We start from the raw sequence: 23,850 nt of genomic DNA, 5'->3' as shown, positions 1-23,850 counted from the left end.
AACATCCAGTAAAACATAAGTGGTTTGGTTCGTATTGTTATGGGTTATGTTGATTGATTTTTTGTAACGTGTCACCGTGTTAATTCAGTATTCTCGGATTGAGTTAGATTACGTTGTATTTTAGAATCAAAAATTGGAATGACCTAGAAAAAGTTTAAGCGAGCAATCCATTTTTTATATGAGGGCTGGAGCCAAATGAGCCCAAACTTTCTTACTTAGAATTCACAATATTTACGTCCTCAATTTGTAATCTTTAGGATAAAAAGTGATATGACTTTCTAAGTCGTCTGTTATGTTACCGAATACTTTTGATTGAACTGTAATTTATGATTTTTAGACCGAAAGACTTTCAAAAAAAGACAATTCCAAAATACTACTCAGACTATTTCGAAAGACTGAATCATTTTGATTTTGAAGGAGCCATAAAACTTCTTGAGAAAATTTTTCAAGATGAACGCAACCAAAATAAAAAGGGAAAACCTACCGACTTTTTAAACGAAAAGAAAGAATACAAAAGTTTATCTGTTCGTTTTCAAGAGATGTTAGATGGATTTCATTTTTCTAAACCGTTGTCTAAAAAAGTGGATCTGGTCTTAAAACATTTAGAAGAGAGTTTCAATCCGGAAAATTTAAGGATTCATCGATTTAAACCTTTTAACGGTTTTCTTTTTAAGATGTCCGATGATGGATTTTCTAGTGCTGTTTTAAATTCGATTCATTTTGATCCGGAAACACGAGAAGTTTCAAATGTATTTGGACTCAATCACGAAATCATTTTTGAAAAAGATTCGTATCCTTCTGGAGAAGATGTGGAGGAAACAGAAGAAAACAGTTCCGAACTCTATGATTTTATATACGATATGGAAGAGGGGAAATATTCGATTTACTATCAAGAAGAAAAAATCGAAGGAAAGGACTTACACGTTCATACTAAACTGCTTCTATTTGCAAAAATGATTCGTGAAATTGTAGATAAACTTTTGTTAGACGAAAGGTTCGCAAGGTTTCCGAAAGTTTTTCCTTTTTACGTTCTAGTGAACTCGGAAGAATGTTACTCTTACACTCAGGAATTATTTTTTCTGGAAATTTTGCCTTCGATCGAATTACAATCGCTTCGAGAGAATCCTAATTTCACGTCGTATGAAACGTCATCCAAAATCGAAAATTCCATTTCTGCAAAGGAAGAATTTTTATTTTATCTTAAATTTTTAGATCAACAAGACTCTAGGGAATTTCAGACCTTACTTAGAATTGTAGATTCTAATCCGGAATTTCAATCTATTTTAGAAGAATTAGCCTTAGATTCTCTCAATTATAACTTTGAAGACGAAGAACTTGCAAGAGTAAGAGATTTTGAGCCTTATCTATTTTCTTCGTTTTTTTGGAAACTGGCGCAATTCAATCCCAAATCTCATCTGGAAAACGCCCGAAGTTTTCAAAACAAAGTTTTTTTCCGTTCCCCACCTCCGTTGGTTGATTCATACAAAATAGCAATTCCTAATATTAATAATTTTTCATATGTTCTGTTTGATTCTTATTTGTCTATACCGGAAGAATATAGATCTGAGTTTTATAATTCGTTTGAAGAGACGTTAAATCAAATGAAGTCCCTGGCTCATCCTGGATTTAAAATCCTAGCTATGGAGATCGAGGCTAGATTTAAATCCAATCAATTGGATTCCGAAGAAAATCCGATATATTTAGATCCACCCGAAGAATTTATAGATGTGATCATCGATCTGATTCATTGTATGCCGAAAAATTTTCCTTGGTTTGGAGAAGCGTGGGATTTTATTTTTGAAGATAGACTTTTGTCTTTAGGAAAAAAGGCAAAAAGGGCGGTTCCCGCAGTGATTGAAGTGATGGAAAGATATAATTACGAGGATTCTACGCGTAATCTTGCTACTATTTTATACAACATCGGATGTGATGATATTCCTTCTCTTGTTCATGAATTGCATAAAGAAAACGAATTTTATATGGAGGAATTTTACGATCAGTGGTCTAAGCAGGCCCCTGCGGTACGTTGGGCATATTTTTTAGATCGGTTTGAAAATTTTCCAGAAGATTTTGCGCGTTCTGAAATTTGGGAAGATCTTCTTTATGATAGCGAGCCTGGTTTTTTAGTATATTATGAAAATATTGAAAAGAGTATAAATCGAAACCGAATTTTTTATGCGTTTTTAAAAGCCCTAAAAAACGACCCTCAAGACGTCCCTTTTCGTTTTGCTTTATTTTACGCAGAAAAGTTAAGGAATAAGGCTAAAAAAAATCGAGAGAACTTTTTTCAGATTATATCCGAAATGACGGAAATTTTAAAGTTATTGAATGTATATGAGAAACTCAATAGCAAACAAAAAGTATATCTTGAATGTGGGATTGTAGCAAAGTCAATTGAAGCCTTTTTACTAGAAAAGGCGGATGCGTTAGATATTTTCAATAAAACGTTATCTAAAAACCATTTATTAGTTTTTTTGAAAGTAAATTACATAGAAAAAAAAGAAGGGGTCAAACGGGGTATGGAAGAATTAAGACAAATTCTTCCTATTTTTTGGAAAGACGATCTTATACTTTCAAAAGCGTTCTTTTTATATCTTTTATTTCCGAATCAGAATTGGGACGAGATCCCTTTCGGAAAGTTATATGCTTTTTATACAAAAGTTCGTTTCGTTTTTCAAAATCATTTTTTTCGGGACGGTAATTTCGTAGCCGATTTAGAATCCTTTGATATGAATTTGTTTATAGACGTATTAAAAGAAGAATATTCAAAACTTGAAATAGACTCACATAAGGCCTGGGTTCAAAATCAAGCCGAAGAATACTTCCTTTTCGAAAGCTTAGGTTCTGCTTCCGAAAAGGAACTAGTTACGTTTTTAAAACCTGGTAATTTATCTCTCAACCTTTCGATTGTGTCTAAACTTTTAAGAAGTTCTAAAAACTTTTCTAAGGAATTTTTACAACTTTTAGAATGGGAAACCGAGGAAGCTTCAATTTTTCAGATTTTGAAATTGTATTATCCAAATGAGTTTTTAAAAGAAGAACTTTTACAAAATTCAGTTTTTCATACTCATTTGTCATTTTTTATTAGAAACTACAAAGGGGTTTCTTCTAGAGAACTCGCTAAATTCATTTTTTCTAAACTTAAGGAAAAACAAAATTCATTAGTAATTGTAGAAACCATAAAAGACTTGGACCCGGATACGATCATATATTGTTTTTTTTCCGTTTACTGGGCGTTTCAAAATGAAAATCGTTTGAATGAGTTTGAATCGATTCTGATTCAAATTCTGAAAGGTTTGGATCAGAGAAAACCTGAGTATGTTTTGATTGCTACTAATTTAGGAGTTTTGCAAATAGAAATTGGCAATTTAGAAATAGCTAAACAAACTTTTGATTCAATTTTTTCCATGGATTGGAGTCATTTTGACTACACAAAGGAATCTGAACTTATGGATAAGATTTTTGGTGAGGATTTAGATAAGCAGTATTCGGATATTTTTCGTAAATATTATGCACTCGCAAAGTTTAACGCGGCCTGTTTATATTCCAAGTTGCAAGATCCGGAAAGAAGCATATCTTATTTGAAAGAAGCTGTAGTTCTTGAGCCAGAAATTTACAATAGAGTAAAAATTCTTTCTGAAAAAGATTTTTTATCTATAGAACATCACGAAATATATAAGGAATTTATAAACTCTTTAAATTAAGGATCAAGATGTTAAGTTTTCATTTGGAATTGTTGGATAAAATTTTTCTAAAAAATGTAAACCAATTTGTAGTTTATAAAGATTATGCGTTCGTATACGGAGATTACGGTCAGGCGCATGAAATTCATATTCTTAGTCTTGAAATTCCAGAAAAACTCACTCATGTTCAATCTATTTCGTTTCAAAAAGAGATCGTAAAAGTAGAAATTAAAGACGATACGTTATACGTCATAGAAAATGAAAGGGCGCTTCATATATTTGATTTGTCTAATGTCTCCGATCCGAAACGTGTAGATTCTTTCGTATTATTAGGCTACGACATTTATGACATGAAGCTTATTGGCGAAAATGCAATTCTTGCTATGAATTGGGAGGGAATTGGATTGGTAGATTTGAATTTACCTGATCAAATTCAACCGGTTCAAAAACTAAAAATTGAAAATAAGTGTGTGGAATGTTTTGTTCCGTTCGGTGATAGAATTTTTACCGTTAGCAATTTAAAAAATGATCCATTTTTATATGAAGTTTCTATTATAAACGGGTATTTAGAAATCAAAAACAAAAAAGAGTTTTCTGATTTTAATCCATCCAACGTATTTTGTGGTGCTTCTGAAATCATTTTATACGGCGAATTTAAAAAGGGAAAAAACAATAGAAGTGGAATTTTGCTTTTGGATTACAACTTACAACCTTTAGGTGAGCCGATTCGTTTGGAACGTTCTCCGATTATTTGTTTTCAGCTTTCCGACGGTAATTTTCTTTTTGGTTTTGATTATTCTTACGTTTTATTGGATAAAACACAACGTGTAATTGTTCCTTTGTTCGCACAATTTAAACAAAGAAGTTCTAATGAATATGTTGAAGTCGTGAGTAATTCTGATTCTGGGTTGGAACCTAGGGATACTTCCAAGTTGGTTTCTATGGATTCTTTACAAAACGCTCATAGGCTAGGAGATTTCTTTTTTGCTTTGCACGGTAACCATTTTATATCCTTTAAAATATTAGAAAATTCTTTATTTCGAAATATTATTTGAAGATAAAATGAGGCTTCTTGTTTTCTTCCAGAAAGTAGTGTTTTAAAAATACATCAATAATTTTGAATGTATTTTATTCGTTGGATCTATTGATGATTCAGTGGGTCCTTTGGGTCGGAACTACGCCTAAATTTAGAAAGTGTGGGAACTCTTACAAATCACGAGATTTAACAGTAGGATTGTAGTCCAGGGACCTTAAAACGTGAGTTCGGCGTAAGAAAGAATTTTTTAAAAGTATGAGTTCCTACAATTTTAGAATTTGTTCGTAAAATCGTGATTTGCAGTAATTCCCGCATCATTTTATAGACAAATCTAAGTTTTGTGGTAGTTCTTACACTTGAATACTATAGATTCAATTGTTATAAACTTCTATTTTATAAATTGCAGTAGTTCCTACATTTAAAGGATCAATCTGTAGAGTTCAGATTCCAACTTTTTTCAGAATGATGTGTTCCTTACGTCGAGCTTACGTTGAAAAAGTAAAAACTGAATTTAATTGTGCCGACAAAAGATTTAAGGATAAAATCGAAAATGCCAAGTACAATAAATGAGATATGACAAAATTATATTATAAAAAAATAATATAATTGTATAATAAATTTATTGATAAAGCCAAAAAATAAAAGGAATAAACAATACTTTACTCTTTGAGAGAAAATTTAATAGAATTGTTGAAAAATTTCCTAGTTCAGATTAACAAAACTGTTTTAATTGTCCGTTTTCATGAAATAGAAATAAATGGAGGATTGATTTTTCAACAACTCTAATGATGATAGATTAAATCTTTACTCCAGTCTTTGGGTGGGTTAGAGTCTAGATGTAAGTAAAAAATCTCTCTTGAGCTAAGAAAGGATTGTACCCAAAGAAACAAATGTTCTTTCCAGCTTCCTTTGTCCCAAACTGTTAGGTAATAATAGCCACCACCAATTGTATCCCAATCATAGAAGGCAACTCTACTACCATCTTTTAAACATCCATTGTCTAAATTTTTAATACCTAAGCTATCGGAGCCGTTATTAAATTTCGTATAATAGCCGTAGTCACCGCTGGCTGCGCCAATAAACCAATTCCAATAATAATTTAAATAATAGGAAGATTCAATTCTGACTGACCCACTATTCATACAAGACGGATTAGATTCGGAAACATTCTCTTGCAATAAATTGAATTTAGTAAAATCTGTTTTTATTCTTGTATCCGCTTTTAACCATCCGTCTTTTTTATTATGATCTGCTTGAATGAATTTACGATTAAAGGTCGATTGAAAAGAAACCTGATCGTATTTTCTTTTATGTCCAGATTTTGTAGGAGTGGAAGAATCCGCATATATAAAACCGTATACCGGATAACGATCTGAAAATTCGTAACTTGTATATCCATCAGATCTTTTCCAGGTTGTATTTGAAATTGGATCGTAAGCTAAATTTTGCCAAACCGGTGGTTGAGCGTGTAATTTTGAAACGAGAATATAATCCAGGTAAATCGGTTTTTCCTTTTCGTAATAGTATGCGGCAAGTGCGTTTGTTTTTGTATCTAAAGTAAAAGGAACTCCGACATATCTAGGTTCGTTGACATTTAGTTTAGAGATCATATCGAAATATTCATTACTTCCTTTGATAATGTTTAAATCACCCGTAATCAAAACGGTTTCATCTTTTGGAATGTCTTTAGAATCAATAAAACTTTTAATATCATTGAGTTGAAGTTTACGTATGGTTTCTCCAGAATTAAAGCAGTCAGGTTCACGAGCTTGTAGCTGAGTTCCGATAACATGAAATTTTTTTCCATCTTTGTTGATTTTCACATAAGCAAATCCTTTGTTATAATACTGGTCTTGACCACAATTTGAATTGTTGAATATATATTGAACTTTTTCTTCGATAGGCCATTTACTAACGATGATAACTCCTCCGTTAGCCATTGGAGAAGTTGTATAAGCTCCAAGAGTTGCATTCCAACCTTTTTTTGTTCTACCTACTACGTTGGTTTGGTATGGGTATTCGGAACGAATTTTTTCTAAGAGAATTTTCTCAGCGTTGTTATGAGATAACCCTTCAAACACAATAATGTCTTGATTTTTTATATAACTTGAACTTGCAATTCTTTGTGCCCTTTCTTCTTGTCCCAAATCGCCCCAACTTGAAAGATTCGTAGGTGCCATAAATATGCTGTGGCTTAAAATTTTAATTCCTATATCTGCAGAGCTTGAATTTGGAGAAGTAGGATTTACAGGATTTTTGTCTGGAGAGCGTGGATTTGAAGAGTCGGAATCCGAAGGGGCGTTGTCGTTGGCATTTGCGTTTATTGAATTTTCATCTTCCTCGTTTACATTTGAACTAGGATCTGTGTTTGTTGAATCTTCAATTTTCTCATTTACATTTTTGTTATCTAAAGTGTTCAGTAAGAGTAATAGAAGATTTATGGAATTTTGTTTGCCAGGTTTACAACTTGTAAGGAAAAGAAACATGTAACAAATTGTAATCAGTGTTAAACTTATAGATTTTTTCTTATATTTCCAGTTTTTTTTACAAGGTATATTTCGCTTTGTGATCATCTCAAATCTCCATTATTTTTTATATAGTATTTTAAAAAAAAAGAAAGTAATTTCTAGAAAATGTTTTTGTTTTGATTATTTCTACGTACTTAGGTAATATTCTATATATATAATGTTATTTTTTATAATCGTTGTTAGCTGATATATTTTTAAAAATTCTATTCTATGGCTAAACACTAAAAAGTGTTTATATGTATAATTTGAAATTAAATTGAATTGAAACTTGTTATCAAAATTTGAAATCAATTGCTTTTGAAGTTTTATTTATTAGAGTTGTTGAAAAATTCCATAGTGACGGTTAACAAAACTGCTTCAATTGCCGGTTTCCATAAAATAGAAACAGATGGAGAATTAATTTTTCAACAATTCTATTTATAGTAATTAGAGTGTTTTTGATTTTGAAGAGAATTTTCGTTTTGGATATGAAATGAATGGTATTTCTATTGATAACAAACTATGCCAGGTTCTACAGATGTTTTGGTTTTGACGAATTTGAGATTTTTGGAATTGGCTTCTTATTTTTTAAAGTTATAGTATAAATTTCTAAATTAAATCTTGAGACGGTCTTACTGTTTAATTTTTATATTGAAATATCTTTGATTTTGTTTTTATTCCCGTGTTTGTTTTTTATTTTATGGTTTCTGGAAAACATCTTATACGCCATTTATGGCTCTTTTTATGGGAAATTATTGGTATACATTCTTTCGCTTTTTTACTACTCAAAAGCTATAGAATAGTTTCTAAAAAATTCGTCTCTAAATGAGAATTTGTTTCAAAATTTATGGTATTTTATTGAATAAGATTAGGAAAGTTTTTGAAGAGTTTTGTATAATTTCGTTTTATAAATATATTATTTTTTTAATATTTCTTTTCGAAAAACCTGGCCTCCGGATTTAAGAGGCCAGGAAAAAAATTAGCGATAAATAAGATCCGCACTCCAATTTCTTACCGGAGTAGAATTTAATTTGAGATAAAAGATTTCTCTCTGGCTGATCGAATCTTTCCAAAGATAAAGATGTTCATTCCAATTTCCTTTGTCCCAAACGGTGAGATAGTAATGGTTTCTAGAATAAGTATCATAATCTTTGAATACGATTTTACTACCGTTTTCTAGGCATCCATCACTCAAATTGATAATTTCAAGTTGATTGGAAGCGTCATTAAACTTAGAGTAATAGCCGTAGTTACCGGAACCTCCGCCTAACCACCAGTTCCAAAAGTAGTTTAAAAAACGGGAAGATTCAATTCTAACGAGACCATTTTTTATGCAGGAAGGATTTAAATTTCCTTCTTGCAATAGGTTGAATTTAGTAAAATCCGTTTCTATTACAGCGTCCGCTTTTAACCATCCGTTTTTTCTATTAGGATCTGCTTGAATGTATTTACCATTAGCAGCTGATTGAAAAGAGACTTGATCGTATTTTTTTTTATGTCCGGACTTTGTAGGAGTAGAAGGATCCGCGTATACAAAACCGTATATCGGATAGTGATCCGAAAATTCGTCGCTTGTATATCCAGATACGGTCCAAGTTTGTTTAGAAACCGGATCGTAAGCTAAATTTTGCCAAACCGGTGGTTGAGCGTGTGATTTTGAAACGAAAATATAATCTAAGTAAACCGGTTCTTCGTTTTCGTAATAGTATGCAGCAATTTCGTTTGTTTTTGCATCCCAAGTAAAAGGAACTCCAACATATCTAGGTTCGTTAACATTTAACCTAGAAATCATATCGTAATATTCGTTACTTTCTTTGATAACGTTTAAATCGCCCACGATTAAAACGGTTTCATCTTTTGGAATATTTTTAGAATATATGAAATTTCTAATGTCATCAAATTGATTAGCTCTGTTTGGTATTCCTAGATTTGAACAGTTCTGATCCTGAGACTGAGCGTGGGTTCCGATGACATGGAATTTTTTTCCTTCTTTGTTGATTTTTACATAAACAAATCCTTTATTTGCAAACCAATCCGTTCCACAACCTGAGTCGTTAAAGATATATTGAATTTTTTCTTCGATAGGCCATTTACTTAGGATTACAACTCCTCCGTTAACGAGCGAATAAGATCTAAAATTGCCTAAGCTTGCGTCCCAATTTTTTTTTGTTCTTCCGACCACATCTGTTTGATACGGATATTCTTCTCGAAGATTGTCTAAAAGAATTTTTCTTGCACTTGTGTCGAAGGCTTCTTCGAACACGATAACGTCCTGATTTTTTACGTAATCTGATTTTGAAATTCGTTTTGCTCTTTCATCGTGTCCCAAATTTCCCCATCGTGGAAGATTTGTGGGCAACATAAATACGTTGTGACTCAGTACTTTTATTTCTACATTTTTAGAATTTACTTTTTTAGGAATATTATTTGAGGAATCTTCTTTCGTAAAATAATTGTTAGCTGGAACTGCATTTACTTGATTATTATTTCCAGATGCGAGGTTGGCTGGATTTGGATCTGCGGAGCTGCCATTTTCTGGAGCTGCATTTACTTGATTGCTATTTGCAGATGCCGGATTAACTGGATTTAGGTTTGCTGGATTGTCATTTTCTGGAACTGCGTTTACCTGATTGTTATTTGCGGATGCCGGGTTAACTGGATTTGGGTTTGCAGGGTCGTTGTTTATGGAAACCGAATTTACTTGATTACTATTTGTTTGGTTGGGGAGGAATAATAACGAAGTAAATAAATCCTTATATGAGGATTCTTTTTCGGGTAAACAACGTATCAGAGAGAATAACAATAGGTAATAACCTATAAGTAGTTTTGGTTTTGTTATTTTGTTTATCATCGTTCTCTATCTCCATTCTGTATGTTTGTATTTTATGTTATCATATAACATAAAAATGAATAGTATTTTATAAAAAAATACTAATAAACATAAAATATCTAAAAATACTTAGGTAATCGAACTGAAGACTTAAGGAGCGTTATTTTAGGGATATTTAAAATTTGTATTTTTTATAAAATTTTATTTTATTATAATATTCTTTAAATTGAATATTGTTTTAAATAATTTTAGAGAAAGCGGATGATAGCATAAATTTAGTATAGCGCGAAAAGGGGGCGATGTGAGGGGAAATTTAACAAAACGCTCTTTCAGACTCAGCGTCTCGCTTCTATGGTCGCTCGACAAATCGTGTTTTATAATAGAGTTGTTGAAAAATTAATTTCCTATTCATTTCTGTTTCATTGAAATATGACGATGAAGTAGTTTTATTTTGAACTGCAGGATTTTTTTAACAACTCTAATAAATTGAAACGAAAGACGATTATTATATCATGTTTCCTGTATACAATTGATTGACCAGAGCTGAGTCTGGCTGTGGTAAGCTGGATTCACCTAGATTTTCTTACGTTGAATTCACGTTATAGTATGTATTCTTTGTTTTGAATTTTGATTAAAAGGAACTATTTTGATCTTAAAGTTCTTACAATCAGATTAAGGATCTTCTATTTCAACATTTTCTAATGTATCAAAAAAACCAGTTTGAAGAAGAGGGGCAAAATCGATCATGTCCTCTGCGTTGAGTTTAAGGCCGTTTTCCATGGAGTAGGCTTGTAAGAGAGAAGCGCATGCTAGATGATTTTCTCCAAGTTGTGCGTGAGCTCTTGCTTTGATAATGAGAATATCCGAATCGGATTCTCCAAAATATTGAATGTATAAGTCTATAAATTTGAGTGCGTTTTTATGATCGGCTACTTTCAGATAACACTGAGCGATCATATCGTAGTGAAGAAAGTTTTCGTCGTTGTCCATACGCATGGAAGTTTTGAGAGAAACCAAAGCAGAGTTATAATTTCCCCTTTGATAGTAAAGATTTCCCAGTTCTGCCCAAATATCCTTGCGTAAAATTCCTTTGCCTCTCGAAAGTTTTTCCTGAGCCAGTGCTTGTTTTAAAACCGTGATCGCCTCGTTGGAACGATCGGTATCTTTCAAAAGAGAAGCGAGGGTAAGATAAAGTTCTAATTGATCTGGATATAGATCGATTCCTTTGGTGAGAATTTTTTTAGCCTGTTTGAAATTGTTGATCTTAATGAGATAGTTGGAATAATAAAGATAACTTTCTGGTTCTTTTGAATATTTGGAAATGATTTCTTGAAATAGGTTTAAAGTTTCCCGAGTGTTTCCTATATGATACTGACACCAAGCTTGGCGATTGAGTATTTTAAGAATCGTTTTAGGATTACTGGTGAAGGAAAGAGCTTCTTTATATAAATTGAAAGCTTTGGTAAATTCTCTTTGATTCTCCCTCTGAATCGCAGATCTGATCAGTGTGGGGAAATTCACAGTTTTGACAGATTAAAAATTTTCAAAAAATAATCAAGTTTTCTATTGATCATCCGAGAATAGAATCGGGGTAAAAAAAATAAAACCCCAAATTCTCGGAAGAGGGAATTTATGAATATCAATGGAAATGCAAACCAGAGTTTACTTTTGGAAAGGGTAGCTAATCTGCCTAAAGAAATCTTTCAGATACAAAGCGATCTGAATCGAAAAATGCTGAATCTTGCCGTAGAAGCTGGGGTTCAGAATTTGAAAGAAGAAGGTCAGAGAAAAATCTTAGACATTTACGCATAAATTAAGATTGATTATAGACGGGGCGTTTGCGTTCCCGAAAAGATTGCATTGCTCCTCTAAAATCTGCGGAATCTAAAAAGCTAGAATTCCAAAGAGCAACATAATTTAAACCGGCGTCTAACGGTTTTCCTTCAGAATATCTCATTACGTCTTTAATTCCGGATACGACTATTTTAGGATTTTCAGCGATTTCTTTTGCAGTTGCAAGAGCTGCGTTCATCATTTCTTCTTCGGTTGAAAATACTTTAGTAACAAGTCCTATCCTTTCTGCTTCTGGTCCGTCTATGTCTTTTCCGGTTAAGGCCAATTCTCTTGTATGACCTTGTCCGATGATAGAAGGAAGTCTGTTGATAGAACCCATATCTGCGACAATCGCTACTTTTGCTTCTCTAAGAGAGATAGACGCGTCCACGGTAGCATAACGAATATCGCAGGCGGAGATCAGATCTAAACCGCCACCGATACAATGTTTTTGAACCGCTGCGATGGAAGGTTTAGGGGAATCGTAAACTGCATTGATTCCTTTTTGCATTTTTAAAATGAGATCAAAGAACTTTCTTCGATCGCTACCTAAGGGAGCTTGGATTATACTTCCGAACTGTTGGATAAAAGAATCCAGATCTAAACCGGTGGAGAAAGATTTACCTCTTGCGGCGATCACAAACGAATGAATATCCGGATTCGAGTTAATTTCTTCGATTGTATCTGGCAGATCTCTCCAAAAAGGCCAGTTCATTGCGTTTCTTTTTTCGGGTCTATTGAGATAAAGGATAGCAGTTTTGTCTTCTGGTTTTGGAACGATTTCAAAAAATTCAAAATGGGTTTTCATCCCGGCCAGTTTGGGGAGTAAAAAAATTCTTACAAGTCATTCCTGATTTAAAGAAATGGTAGACATTTTTAATTATGAGAATGATTCTCATAATCTTTAGGAGATTAGAATTGATTATCAGTTGGGAAAAAATTCGTCATCAGCATCCAAAAGAGGAATGGAAGAGACTTTTAGAAAAGGTCGAACGTGGTAGTTCCCACATTTTTACAGAAAAGCGATTTTGGTATAATTCTACAGAGACAGAGGAAAATCATTCTTATTCGATTTTATATCGAGCCAAGCAGATCCGAAAAAAACCTAAGTAATGCGAATTTATAGAGAACTTCCCCAATTGTTCTTAAAACTAAAAACTTTGTAAATGTTTACTGTTAAGTCGGATTGTTTGTTGAGTTTAGATTCAATTGTTTGTGAATTGATCTCTTTTAAAATCTCTAAAAGTTGTACAAACCAAAACACGTTTGTTAAAAATTTTAATTTGAGATGACTTCTAAAAAATTCTTTTGTTCCTTTTCTAAAAATTTCAGTTAGACGAACTTTGCCTCATGGATAGTCAGTCTTTCATCAATCTATCCTAAAACCCTGTTATAAGTTTGTCTTTGATAAGCCGATCTTTTAGAATGAATTGTTTTTTGCGAACCTGTTTCTCCCGGTAAATTACGGACCTTTCGCGCTCTTGCATGGATTCGTTGTTTGGCGATGTAACGGTTCCGCTTAACAATTGTGTAATATGGTAAAAATAGGTTCGCGATTATTATGTTTAGAAAGCTTAATAGAGCATTTTATAATACATTATTTTCAACCCTATTGAGCCGCCGTTTCTTTCTCTTATTCAAGAGAAAGTGAATTGAAATGTCGGTAAAGTGGCCAAAGGCGAAATGGAAGTTCGTTTTTTCCTCTTACTCAACATGAGTTCCTACAATTTCAGAATTTGTTCGTAAAATTGTGATTTGCAGTAGTTCCCACATCATTTTATAGAGGCTTTGTGGTAGTTCCCACAAATCAGAGCTTGTCCCAAAACCTCAAAGAATTTTACGCAATAATTCTTTAGAAATTTTTAATAAAATGCAGTAGTTCCTAGAGATAAGTTCTCATTTGGCAATTTGCGGGCTTTCGAGTAGTTCTAATGCCGTTCCATTTTCGTAGTAGTTCCCACAAATTAAGTCACATTGTGAATATAGGTTTTAAATGCATTTTAAATTCAATTTTTGTAAAGTTTTTCGAACTAAAAAGTTTTACTGATTTTTATAAAATTAAATACCGTGAATTTTTATCCTAAAACCCTGTTATACGGTTTTGAATGGATTTTATTTTAGAAAAATCATACATCTAAATCACGTTTACTTTCATTCAAATACAATGTGTATTCTTTAGTGATCGTTACCCAGTGCTAAATAATAAAGAACCCAATCTAATCATTTATACTTCAAACGATCATTTTCATGAAACATAGAATTATTTTTCAACAACTCTAATCCTATGAATTCAACGTAAGAAAGATTGGGCGAATCCAGCGTTCTCGGACTGTACTTTCAATTCCAGTCAATAAACTGTATGAAAGAAACTTAATATAATATTTCGTTTTTAGTTTCAAACCAAGATCTGTCGAGCGCCCATAGAAGCGAGACGCTGAGTTGCTTCGAGCGCCTAAAACGCGACCCGTTGAGAGCGAGATTTGAATTTAGGAAACGTTTTGCTGAGTTTGAACGCGAACCGGAAACCTAGCCAATATCTTTCTAAGAATCGACATTCAGGAAGTGTTTTATTGAGTTCAAGAAGCGGAACGCTGAGTTTTTCTACGCTTCAATCGCTTTTGCATCGAATTATACCGAAAACGCGTTAACCGACACATCATCACGACATTTGTAGGAATAAGTGTATATATCACCTACAGATATTCCTTTTTGGACTAGGACAAATTTGAAACGGGAAAATTCTTATTTTAAGCTGAAACTGGAAAACGAAGCTGAACGCAAGCGCCTTCTTGATTGATAAAATCGATTTTACCGCCGATTTGTTTTGCAAGAGATTCCACAAGAGATAGTCCAAGAGAACTTGGGTTTCTTTTTCGAATTGATTCTTCGGGAAGACCGTTTCCGCTGTCAGAAACTTCAAGGACTAAAATGTCGTTCTCCTTTGTAAAATGAACTCGAATCGAACCAGATTCAGAATTCGCCAGTCCGTGTTTTAACGAATTTGTAATAAGTTCGTTGATAATCAAAGCGAGGTTCATACCAATCTCGGCTTTTACCTTGCCTTCTTGGATATTGAGTTCCAGACGAACTTTTTCTCTATTTACTTGATAGATTTGAAAAAGTGCATCTGTAAGTTTTTTTACGTAGAGTTCAAAACTGATCAAAGAAAGATCTTTACTTTCATAGAGAATTTCGTGAAGAAGAGCCACCGCTCTTAGACGATTTTGACTTTCTCGAAGAACGTCGTTAGATTCTCCAGTTGTTTGACCCGATCTAAGACTAAAGATAGAGGAGATGATCGTAAGATTGTTTTTGATTCTATGATGAATTTCTTTGAGATAAGTATCTTTTTCGGCGTTATTTGTATGTTGTTCTTTGGTTCTAAGAATGTTAAAAGTTCCGGTTAGTTTTTCTTCTCCTCCAAAGATAGGAGAACTTTGAAATTGAATTTCATGGCTACTTCCGTTTTTGGAAATTAAAAATAGATTTCCATTATCTTTGGGAAGTCCAGATTTGAGTACTTCTTCTACTAAGTTTTCGACCGTATTGCCAGACCCATTTCTGAAAAACAAAATTTGTCGAATCGGTTTTCCTAAATAATCTTCATATTTACAACCGATCAATTTTTCAGCCGCCGGATTCATAAAAAGAAGAAGCCCGTTTTCGTCGGTAGTTACGATTCCTGCTCCAAGTTGGTCGAGAGCACCTTTTAATTTTTCTTCCGTTTGTTTTGATCTTTGTTCAATTTCATTTTTATAAAGGGCGACTTCGATGGATGAGCGGAGTTGATCCGATTCAAAAGGTTTTACGATATACCCTAAAGGTTCCGTTTTTTTGGCCCTATCTAAAGTGCTTTCATCTGCGTATGCGGTTAAATAAATAACGGGTGTATGAAACCGATTTCGAAGTACTTCGGCGGTTTCAATTCCGTCCAAATTTCCTTCTATGTTTATATCCATGAGAACTAAATCCGGATGATTTTCTTCCGCTTTCTGGATTGCTTCTTCCCCAGATGATGTGATTCCTACAAGCTCATAACCTAGCTTTTTTAGTTTTTGTCCTAGGTTTACGGCAACGATGATCTCGTCTTCGACCACCAATATTTTGGGTTTTTGAAGCATATCCATTAGTTACTAAAAATATTCCCGAATTCAACAAGTTATTTGTCGGAATGTACAAAAAGTCATGGTATAATTTTCATTTCGGATTTTTTTCACCTTTTTAGTAAAAAATGAAAATCAAAAAACGATTTTTATAAATAGTTGATCTCTAAAATATTTTCAAAAAACTTAAATAGGTATTTTAGATAACAATAAAGTATTTTAAAAACTGAAAGTCGTATCGTATTGAATCTTTTCATTTTGTCTCGATAGATCTTTTTTTGTCGTTTTGAAAACTACTTTTCATAGAATTAAGTTTAGAATCCTTTTTCTAATTTCTTAAAATAAAGTCTTCGTTTCAGAAAGATTTTCGTATAAAAAGTCTTTTTTCGACTTTGACTCCTAAAAGAATCTGATAAATGTCCGTTAACAAAGGTTTGGAAGAATAATATCCGTGTCCGATAGAAATTAAGGAAGAATCTACAGGATTGACATTCACCACATCGAAACCCTCGATGGGAGCACAAGAACCGAGTCTACTTCCTTGATTTAAGGAAGCAGAAATTTGAAGTGCGTTATTTCCGGGAGAACAATAAAGTGTGATTCTTTTTTATCGGTCCCGGATTTACTGAGTTCACTCATTTTATTTTTCCCTTGCTCGAACCGAAACAGCAACCTAACGATCCTGCATTGTTGATTCAGGTGATCAATGGAGTTCTCATAAAAGAAATGCCGAATTATTATTTCAAAACGACGAGGATGTATTACTTTTCCGGTCTTTATACTGCGGTGCTTCCCGATGATTCCGGGCGTTTACGCAATCGTGAGGTTATTAAAATACAATCGGGAAAATAAGACCAATCGTTAATACGACATTGCCAACGTCTGAGAAAAAATATGAACCGATTTCTCAGACTTGTTTTAATTCAAGTTTAGATGGTACTTTGAGAATATATCGTCTTCATAAACCCAATCTAATATCGTACCCATTCCCCTTTCGTCTAGGACTTGCGCTCCATGGGTAATCCAAGAGCACTCGATACGAAAAGTTAACTGCGGCAGTTGGCAGGTATAATTACGAGCATCCTCACCCACTTTTCTGTTAGCGAAGCTAATCGCTACTTTACTTGGAAAAACTTTAGTTGTAATGTCTTTCCATTTTCTTTCCTTAAATTGAAGAAAACGAGAGTAATTCATTTTCCATTTGCTTGAATCCTTTTGGACAATCGTGATACCGATTATATCCGATGCCTGGTTATTACGCCAGATTCCTATAGAAAATTCGTAATCATCTGGGCATCCGGCAAGAGAAAGATAACCTAAATAGATGCTGATTTTACTTCTTCTCCATTCACCCGGTTTACATATCTTTACAAATTCACGATTAAAAATCTGTTTTAGATCAGTTTTCTCAATCTTATTTTCTTCAAGAATCTTATAGGGAAGTAGGTAAAAATAATCTTCTATATTAAGATACTTTTTATGTTGAGGAAATATAGATTTATCGTAAGCGAGTCCATCAGACGTATTGCAATTCATATTACAGAAAATCAGAATTGCTAACATGATTTCTTTGATTCTAAATTTTGTTTTCAAGTCATTTCTCCCGGAACAAATGAAAAGATATCATTTCAATGATAGATTCAAAAGTTCGAATTAGTTGATTGATTTTATATAAACCGAATAATTGAGACGGTTTTTAATTTCTAAGAACGTAGTTTTCGTTTCCGGACGACTTCCGAATAAAAAGACGTTTTTCCGCCCTGACTCCTAAAAGAATCTGATAAATGTCCGTTAACAAAGGTCTGGAAGAATAATATCCGTGTCCAATAGAAATTAAGGAAGAATCTACAGGATTGACATTCACCACATCGAAACCCTCGATGGGAGCACAAGAACCGAGTCTACTTCCTTGATTTAAGGATGCAGAAATTTGAAGTGCGTTATCTCCGGGAGAACAATAGAGAGTGATTCTTTTGGAGGATTTTATTAGAGAATCTGAAATGAGTCTGAATTCCGCAGAATCAAAGTCAGGCGCGTTTAGAATCAGTTCTTGGATTAAGGGTTTATCTGTTTCTTTTCCAATTTCGGATAACGCAGGAAGTACAACTTGATGTCCCATTGAATGAACAATTAGGTGGATTTTTTTTCCGGCGTTCTGTAGATAGTTTATAAAACTCTTAAATTCTTTTTTGGAAGCCTTAGCAGAGGATAGATTTTTTTCATAAGTTTTTTTAAGTAATATTTGATTTAATAAAACTTGACTGACTAGTCCGACTTCTTCGTTTCCGGCCGGCCAAGTAAATATGATCATTTTACCCGGAAACTTAAGATCAAATCGGATTTGTCCTCCTCTCAAAATTGCTTCTTCGAATTTTACGTTAAACCCATGAACAAATACAAGTATTTCGTCGTGTGGATCTTTTTTAAGATCTTCGATTAGATTTTCTTGATTTGCGAACGGTTTGTGTCCTAAAAATTGAAAGAAATTTTCTCTATTCCCAAATCCTAATGGAAGTGCTCCTATGTCTCGGTTTGCGGGAACGTTGACGATACAATATCCGGTTTTGATTTCTTTATCCGCTGTTGTCAAAAAACGGGAATCGTTACATCCATTTTCCGCGTTTGGATCTTGAGATCTAAGAGTCGCATAATATAAATTTAGAGTTTCGGCTTGATCGTAAGTTTTGATCAGTCGTTTCTCTAGTAGTTCTTCAATTGTTGGCGTTTTACAATGAGATGTGAAAATTAAAAATGAGAGTAATAGGCGTAAAATTTTCATTCTAGAAGATTTTTCAAAATCATTACTATATTGAAATCAATTTCTTTTTTGGAAATAGATGATGTTACTACATTTTCAAAGTCTGATTGTAACATTTCTAAATTTACCACTCGAATGTATGAAAATAATACCAGAAAATGAATGGACGATTTTACAAAGACTTGGAAATTCTCAAAAAATTATTTCTAACTTTAAATCGTTGTCTTTTTTGTGTGAGGTCCCACAAATAAGTCTCTTGAGGAATTTAAAGATTTTTTGGTAATACTGAATTTTGTATGAGTTCCCACATTTCAGAGAAAATGAACGTTGCTGCGTTTGTTCTAACAATGGTAAACAACGTATATTAGGTGTAAAAAATCATCCGTGATTCTGAAAAAAGTTGGAACCTGAACTTCATAGATTGATTCTTCAAATGTAGGAACTACCACAATTGATAAAATAGAAGTTTTATAATAGAGTTGTTGAAAAATTCCATAGCAACAATTAACAAAACGCTTCAATCGACCGTTTCCATACAACGAAAACACATAGAGAATTAATTTTTCAACAATTCTAATAATTGAATCTGTCGTATTCAAGTGTGGGAACTACCACAAAGCCTCTGTAAAATGATGTGGGAACTACTATGAAAATCAGATTCTAAAAAAGATAATTACAAAATGATAAACGGTTTCTGTGGGAACTCCCGCAAATCACGATTTTACGAACAAATTCTAAAATTGTAGGAACTCAATACTTTTCGAAAGTTCTTTCTCGTTTTCTTATGCTTGAACTCACGTTCATTTGTAGGAACTACTGCATTTATTAAAAATTTCTAAAAAATTATCGTATAAAATTCTTTGAGGTTTAGATACAAGCTCTTAGCTTTGGGGTGAATCTTAATTTAAAAAATTCTATGGAGGATCAGTGAGTAGGGCCGCCCTTTCTAAACGTAAGCCCTTTTAAGTATTTGGAAGGATTAACGGGTCGTCCGTTTTTGATGACTTCGAAATGTAAATGGGGTCCAAAAGAATAACCAGTAGAACCTGATCTTGCGATTTTTTTTCCTGCTAAAACATAGTCCCCTCTTTGAACAAACAGTTTAGAGTTATGTGCGTAGAGGGTTTTGAAATCATCCGTATGTTCAATTACTACTACGTTGCCATAGCCACCCATCCAACCGGCGTAAATCACTTTACCGTTACGAGCCGCGGCGATCGGTTCGTAAAATGCTTTTAAGTCGAGACCTTCATGAAACTTTTTTCTAGGAAAGGTTCTAAAACCGAAATTAGAAGTTACAACTCTAGAAGCAACTGGGATCACCCATTTAGGAGTAGGATCGGGGATCACTGCACCCGGTAAAAACACTTTCTGACCTGGTCTAAGAATATCTAGATCATCTAATTTGTTTTCCAACATAATTTCGTCTAGATTGACCTTGTAAAGACTCGCAACTTTGGCGACAGTATCACCGGTTTTCATCTTGTAAAGAAGACCTTGTTTGTTCGGAATACTTAATACTTGTCCGGGATAAAGAGTATCTTCGATTTTGATATTGGAAGAACCGGCGATGGATTCCATTGAAACTTTAAAACGAGTTGCTATTTCGGCTAACGTTTCATTTCGTTTTACGCGATACGAAGTAACTTTGAATTGTTTCTTCTTTTCGGAAGGGTTTTTTAATTCTTTCGCCATCAAAATCGTAAGTTTTGCTTTTTCGGATTCTTCCAAAAATTTTTCATCCCCTGATTTTGCTTTTAAGTCTTCGGAATCGTTTTCTGTCACTTCGTGCCCAGAAGAATCTATCATTGCGTTACTCGGATTCATTCCAAATCCCAAGATCGCAAGAAAAATAACTACGGATGCAAAGATAGGAATGAGTCTGAATTTTCTTCTACGAAAATCTAAGTTTCCGTGATAGAGATTTCCTCTAAAATAAAAAGAATAATGAAAATGAAACGCGCCCAGATAAATCAGGGTGAAACTTTCCGTCCGAAGGATTTCTTTTCCTGCGGTCAGTTGTCTGGGCTTTTTGAAGATCATATAGAAAGAATATCGGCCGCTTTTTGCCCTTTCCTAATGGAGGAGAGAGAGAGCTTTATTCGTCCTTTCCGTTGTCTAAGGTTCTGGTTCCGCCAAAAGATTCTTCTACGATTTTTTTTACGTCTTTCTTTTGTCCGCCAGTGATCGTTATGTTTCCTTTGGCAACCACTCCTTTAGCAAGATGAAGGGCAGGTGCGATGATGTCTCCTAAAAGTCTTCCGGTTTCTTCCAGACGAACTTCGTTTTCGGCTTTGATGTTTCCGATCATGGTTCCGGAAACGGTCACTTCTCTGGCCGAGATATTGGTTCTTACTTTACCAGTTTCTCCGATATAAAGAGTATCGTCCGTTTTGATCTCTCCTTCGAATTTACCGTCGATACGAAGAGAACCCGCGATATAAAATTTCCCTTCGAATATGGACCCTGGACCGATTACGCTGTTATTATTTTCCCTGCCGATGGCCATCTAAAACTCCTGCTAACAATCGAAACTGTCCCTTGGTTTGGGACATGCCGTAAATCTATTTGTGTACTCAATCCCAAAACGACAAGTATTTTTGTTCTCAATTACCGGATCAAATCATCGTCTCCCTGGAAAATATTCGTTTTCTGCTTCTTTTTTGGCTGTGTAGGATGAGTAGTCGGTTCTGGCTCCGGAATAAAACCGGCTCCACGATGATCGTCACAAACTTCTTTTGGTACAGTTTCTTTAGTAAAATATTCTTCTTCGGTTTGATGACAATGAGAGCCCGGAAGTTTTCCAGAAATGGAGCAGATTTGTTTGCGAACTACACCCGTTTCTCCAAAGTGAAACGGCTTTGATTTTTCTCTGGAAAGTGCGTTGGACATAAACCTTCCCCAAATGGGAGCCGCTACTACTCCGCCCGACATCCCTTTTCCCATCGATAAGGTTCCAGTGTCGTAACCTAACCAAACCACGCTGACTAACTCGGAAGAATAACCGGCAAACCATGCGTCTCTAAAGTTATTCGTGGTTCCAGTTTTACCCGCTGCAGGACGACTGAGCCCATACGAGGCCGCACCAGTTCCGGTTCCTTTTTTGATTACGTCTTCCATCATGGAAGTAAGAATAAAACAAACCGCCGGAGAAAGAATTTGTTTCTTTTCTTGTTTGTTTGCTTCCTCTCTAAAATCCTTGATCACTTTGCCGGACCCGTCTTCTACATAAAGAACGCTGAGCGGAAATACTTGTTTGCCTCCGGATGCGATCACCGCATAGGCACGCGCTAATTCGTAAGGTGATACTTCAAAAGTTCCCAAAGATATAGAGTAATTTTTTGGGATGGGTCTGTTTTCTATCTGAAGAATTTTTTCTAAGTAGGGCATCAAGTTGCTGATCCCTGTATGCTCTAACACTCGGACGGCGACGCTGTTTCTGGAAAGTTCTAAGGCTTCTCGCAATTTTATAAATCCTGAATATTCTCCCGTATAATTAGATGGATTCCATTCATCACCGTCTTCTAATACGTATTGCAAAGGGGAATCCGAAAAAAGGGATGCAGCGGTTACATTTTTTTTAGGATCTGGATGTTCATTGAAGTATTCCATTGCTGCAGCGTATATGATAGGTTTGAACGCGGAGCCTGGTTGACGATAAGCTTGAAAGGCTCGGATCTGCTGATTGTCCGAACGAAATCCGGAACCTCCTACCACTGCGGTTATATATCCGGTATCTGGTCTCATAGAAATCAAAGCCCCTTCGACTGGTAAAAGAAAGTCTTCCGTTTGTTGGCTTTTGTAATTCCAATCGATTGTCTCTCCTAAACTTTCGGTTCCACTCAATAAATTGAGAGCGCTGAGTTCGTCTCTTAAGTCTTCTTGCCAGGCGCGGTTGAAGGTTCTCGCTGATCTGGAAATTTTAAATTTAAAATCCGGGATGTCGTTTAACATCGATAACAGATCGTAGATTTCTCCGTAGGCGTCATCAAATGCATCTATTTTTGTGAATGTTCTTTGATTGGACAATGCAGTTTGCGCTTTGAGTCCTGCATACAATGCTTTTTCTGCCTGTGTTTGGTGTTGTATGTTCAAGGTGGAATAGATCTTGAGACCGCCACTATAAAGTGTGGATTTTGGAATATAACGTGTTAGGTTTTTACGAACGTATTCTGTAAAGTATGGAAAACGATTGAGTCTATCTCCAAACGCGGAATCGTTTGGGGAACGATTTAGAGTAATATAATATTCTGAAAAGCTTTCGTATTCTTTTTCCGCGGTTTTGACGTCTAAAATTCCATTCTCTACAAATTTCTTAAATACAACTCTGACTTTGGCACTGGATGAATTTGGATTGACCAAGGGAGAAAATTCGGTGGGCCTTGTGGTAAGGCTCGCTAACAGCGCGGATTCTCCCCAGGTTAAATCTTTTACGTCTTTTCTAAAATAAAATCTAGCGGCGGCTCCTACTCCGATCGTTCCGTGTCCGAGTGGAATTTCATTGAGATAAATTTCCATCAGAGTGTCTTTATCAAAAACTACTTCTAAAAGTAGAGCGAGCCAGGCTTCTCTTGCTTTTCGAAGAAAAGAACGTTCCGTATTTAAGAATCTAAGTCTTGCTACTTGTTGGGTGATCGTCGAGGCTCCTTCTTTGATCCTTCCCGCGAGTATATTTACCATAAACGCCCTAAAGATTCCGCGTAGATCCAATCCCCAATGAGAATAAAAATTATTGTCTTCGGTAGAAACAAAACTTCGGATGAGTTTGTTCGGTTTACCGTCCGCTTCTGGCGGTAGTTCTTTGATGTTCAAAACGACCCTTGAAAAACGATAAAATTCTGCGATTGGTTCGTATTCGTTTTTTTCGCCTAATCCGTATAATACGGACGGTTTTTCATATTGATTGGATTCTGGAACTCTCCATAAATCCTTGATGGAAAATACGAATAGAAATCCGTTTAAAAATAATAGGACGGAACAAAGTTTGACTAGCTGTTTTAGTGGGTTTTCTGAATTGAAAACTCTAGATAGAATTTTATCCCGGAAATGAATGACGAAAAAACGGAAAAGATAGCTGACTGGTTCTTGTTTCATGTTTGA

At 34.5% G+C, this 23,850-nt stretch carries 15 protein-coding genes and 1 pseudogene; 5 read left to right on the top strand and 11 right to left on the bottom strand.

The window, feature by feature from the left end; genetic code table 11:
- Window positions 1-326 precede the first annotated feature (326 nt).
- Together BW942_RS06510 and BW942_RS06505 are read left to right on the top strand one after the other, a co-directional pair.
- Window positions 327-3,704 (top strand): TPR end-of-group domain-containing protein, encoded by a 3,378-nt coding sequence (locus tag BW942_RS06510; RefSeq protein WP_000577467.1) that lies wholly within the window; start codon window positions 327-329, stop codon window positions 3,702-3,704.
- Between the two features lie 8 nt (window positions 3,705-3,712).
- Window positions 3,713-4,738: an LVIVD repeat-containing protein gene (locus BW942_RS06505; RefSeq protein ID WP_000947957.1), complete on the top strand. Its 1,026-nt coding sequence runs from the start codon at window positions 3,713-3,715 to the stop codon at window positions 4,736-4,738.
- Window positions 4,739-5,501: 763 nt separating this feature from the next.
- Here the strand turns inward: BW942_RS06505 and sph (BW942_RS06500) are convergent.
- From sph (BW942_RS06500) to BW942_RS06490, 3 genes are all read right to left on the bottom strand, one after another.
- Window positions 5,502-7,292 carry a sphingomyelin phosphodiesterase gene (sph, locus tag BW942_RS06500; protein WP_000629003.1) on the bottom strand — a complete coding sequence of 597 codons (1,791 nt, stop codon included), beginning with the start codon at window positions 7,290-7,292 and terminating at the stop codon, window positions 5,502-5,504.
- A gap of 913 nt (window positions 7,293-8,205) precedes the next feature.
- Window positions 8,206-10,077 carry a sphingomyelin phosphodiesterase gene (gene sph / locus BW942_RS06495; protein ID WP_000608695.1) on the bottom strand — a complete coding sequence of 624 codons (1,872 nt, stop codon included), beginning with the start codon at window positions 10,075-10,077 and terminating at the stop codon, window positions 8,206-8,208.
- Between the two features lie 651 nt (window positions 10,078-10,728).
- Window positions 10,729-11,577, bottom strand: coding sequence for a tetratricopeptide repeat protein (locus BW942_RS06490; RefSeq protein WP_001010757.1), 849 nt, complete (start codon window positions 11,575-11,577; stop codon window positions 10,729-10,731).
- A gap of 111 nt (window positions 11,578-11,688) precedes the next feature.
- On the opposite strand from BW942_RS06490, the gene BW942_RS06485 reads away from it, so the two are divergent.
- The gene (locus tag BW942_RS06485) at window positions 11,689-11,868 is read left to right on the top strand and encodes a hypothetical protein (RefSeq protein ID WP_001024527.1); all 180 of its coding nucleotides are present in this window, start codon (window positions 11,689-11,691) and stop codon (window positions 11,866-11,868) included.
- 1 nt (window position 11,869) lies between these two features.
- Here BW942_RS06485 and BW942_RS06480 read toward each other — a convergent pair whose 3' ends face one another.
- Entirely contained in the window at window positions 11,870-12,697 is an 828-nt protein-coding gene (locus tag BW942_RS06480) for a crotonase/enoyl-CoA hydratase family protein (protein WP_000848056.1), read from the bottom strand.
- A 74-nt stretch (window positions 12,698-12,771) separates the two neighbouring features.
- Between BW942_RS06480 and BW942_RS06475 the strand changes: the two genes are divergently transcribed.
- The gene (locus BW942_RS06475) at window positions 12,772-13,002 is read left to right on the top strand and encodes an LIC12628 family protein (RefSeq protein ID WP_001242356.1); all 231 of its coding nucleotides are present in this window, start codon (window positions 12,772-12,774) and stop codon (window positions 13,000-13,002) included.
- Window positions 13,003-14,636: 1,634 nt separating this feature from the next.
- Here the strand turns inward: BW942_RS06475 and BW942_RS06470 are convergent.
- Window positions 14,637-16,016, bottom strand: a complete 1,380-nt coding sequence (locus BW942_RS06470; RefSeq protein ID WP_000367388.1) for a histidine kinase dimerization/phosphoacceptor domain -containing protein — start codon at window positions 16,014-16,016, stop codon at window positions 14,637-14,639.
- Window positions 16,017-16,347: 331 nt separating this feature from the next.
- Window positions 16,348-16,599, bottom strand: a pseudogene (locus BW942_RS06465) (alpha/beta hydrolase); the annotation flags it as partial.
- A 44-nt stretch (window positions 16,600-16,643) separates the two neighbouring features.
- Here BW942_RS06465 and BW942_RS06460 point away from each other — a divergent pair.
- Window positions 16,644-16,844, top strand: a complete 201-nt coding sequence (locus BW942_RS06460) for a hypothetical protein (RefSeq protein ID WP_000892863.1) — start codon at window positions 16,644-16,646, stop codon at window positions 16,842-16,844.
- Window positions 16,845-16,910: 66 nt separating this feature from the next.
- On the opposite strand, the gene BW942_RS06455 is transcribed toward BW942_RS06460, so the two are convergent.
- The 5 genes from BW942_RS06455 to BW942_RS06425 form a co-directional block, all read right to left on the bottom strand.
- Window positions 16,911-17,585: a hypothetical protein gene (locus BW942_RS06455; protein ID WP_000850048.1), complete on the bottom strand. Its 675-nt coding sequence runs from the start codon at window positions 17,583-17,585 to the stop codon at window positions 16,911-16,913.
- A gap of 103 nt (window positions 17,586-17,688) precedes the next feature.
- Complete coding sequence (locus tag BW942_RS06450; protein ID WP_000698726.1) at window positions 17,689-18,771, bottom strand: alpha/beta hydrolase; 1,083 nt, start codon at window positions 18,769-18,771, stop codon at window positions 17,689-17,691.
- A gap of 903 nt (window positions 18,772-19,674) precedes the next feature.
- Complete coding sequence (locus BW942_RS06435; protein WP_000576385.1) at window positions 19,675-20,793, bottom strand: peptidoglycan DD-metalloendopeptidase family protein; 1,119 nt, start codon at window positions 20,791-20,793, stop codon at window positions 19,675-19,677.
- Window positions 20,794-20,848: 55 nt separating this feature from the next.
- Window positions 20,849-21,259 carry a bactofilin family protein gene (locus BW942_RS06430; protein WP_000974282.1) on the bottom strand — a complete coding sequence of 137 codons (411 nt, stop codon included), beginning with the start codon at window positions 21,257-21,259 and terminating at the stop codon, window positions 20,849-20,851.
- A gap of 101 nt (window positions 21,260-21,360) precedes the next feature.
- Window positions 21,361-23,844 carry a penicillin-binding protein 1A gene (locus tag BW942_RS06425; protein WP_000808190.1) on the bottom strand — a complete coding sequence of 828 codons (2,484 nt, stop codon included), beginning with the start codon at window positions 23,842-23,844 and terminating at the stop codon, window positions 21,361-21,363.
- Between the last annotated feature and the right edge of the window lie 6 nt (window positions 23,845-23,850).

Origin of the sequence: Leptospira interrogans, from assembly GCF_900156205.1 — a bacterium.
Taxonomy (GTDB): Bacteria; Spirochaetota; Leptospiria; order Leptospirales; family Leptospiraceae; genus Leptospira; species Leptospira interrogans.
Note: the sequence above shows the minus strand (reverse complement) of the source record. Positions and strands in the feature narration are given on the sequence as shown.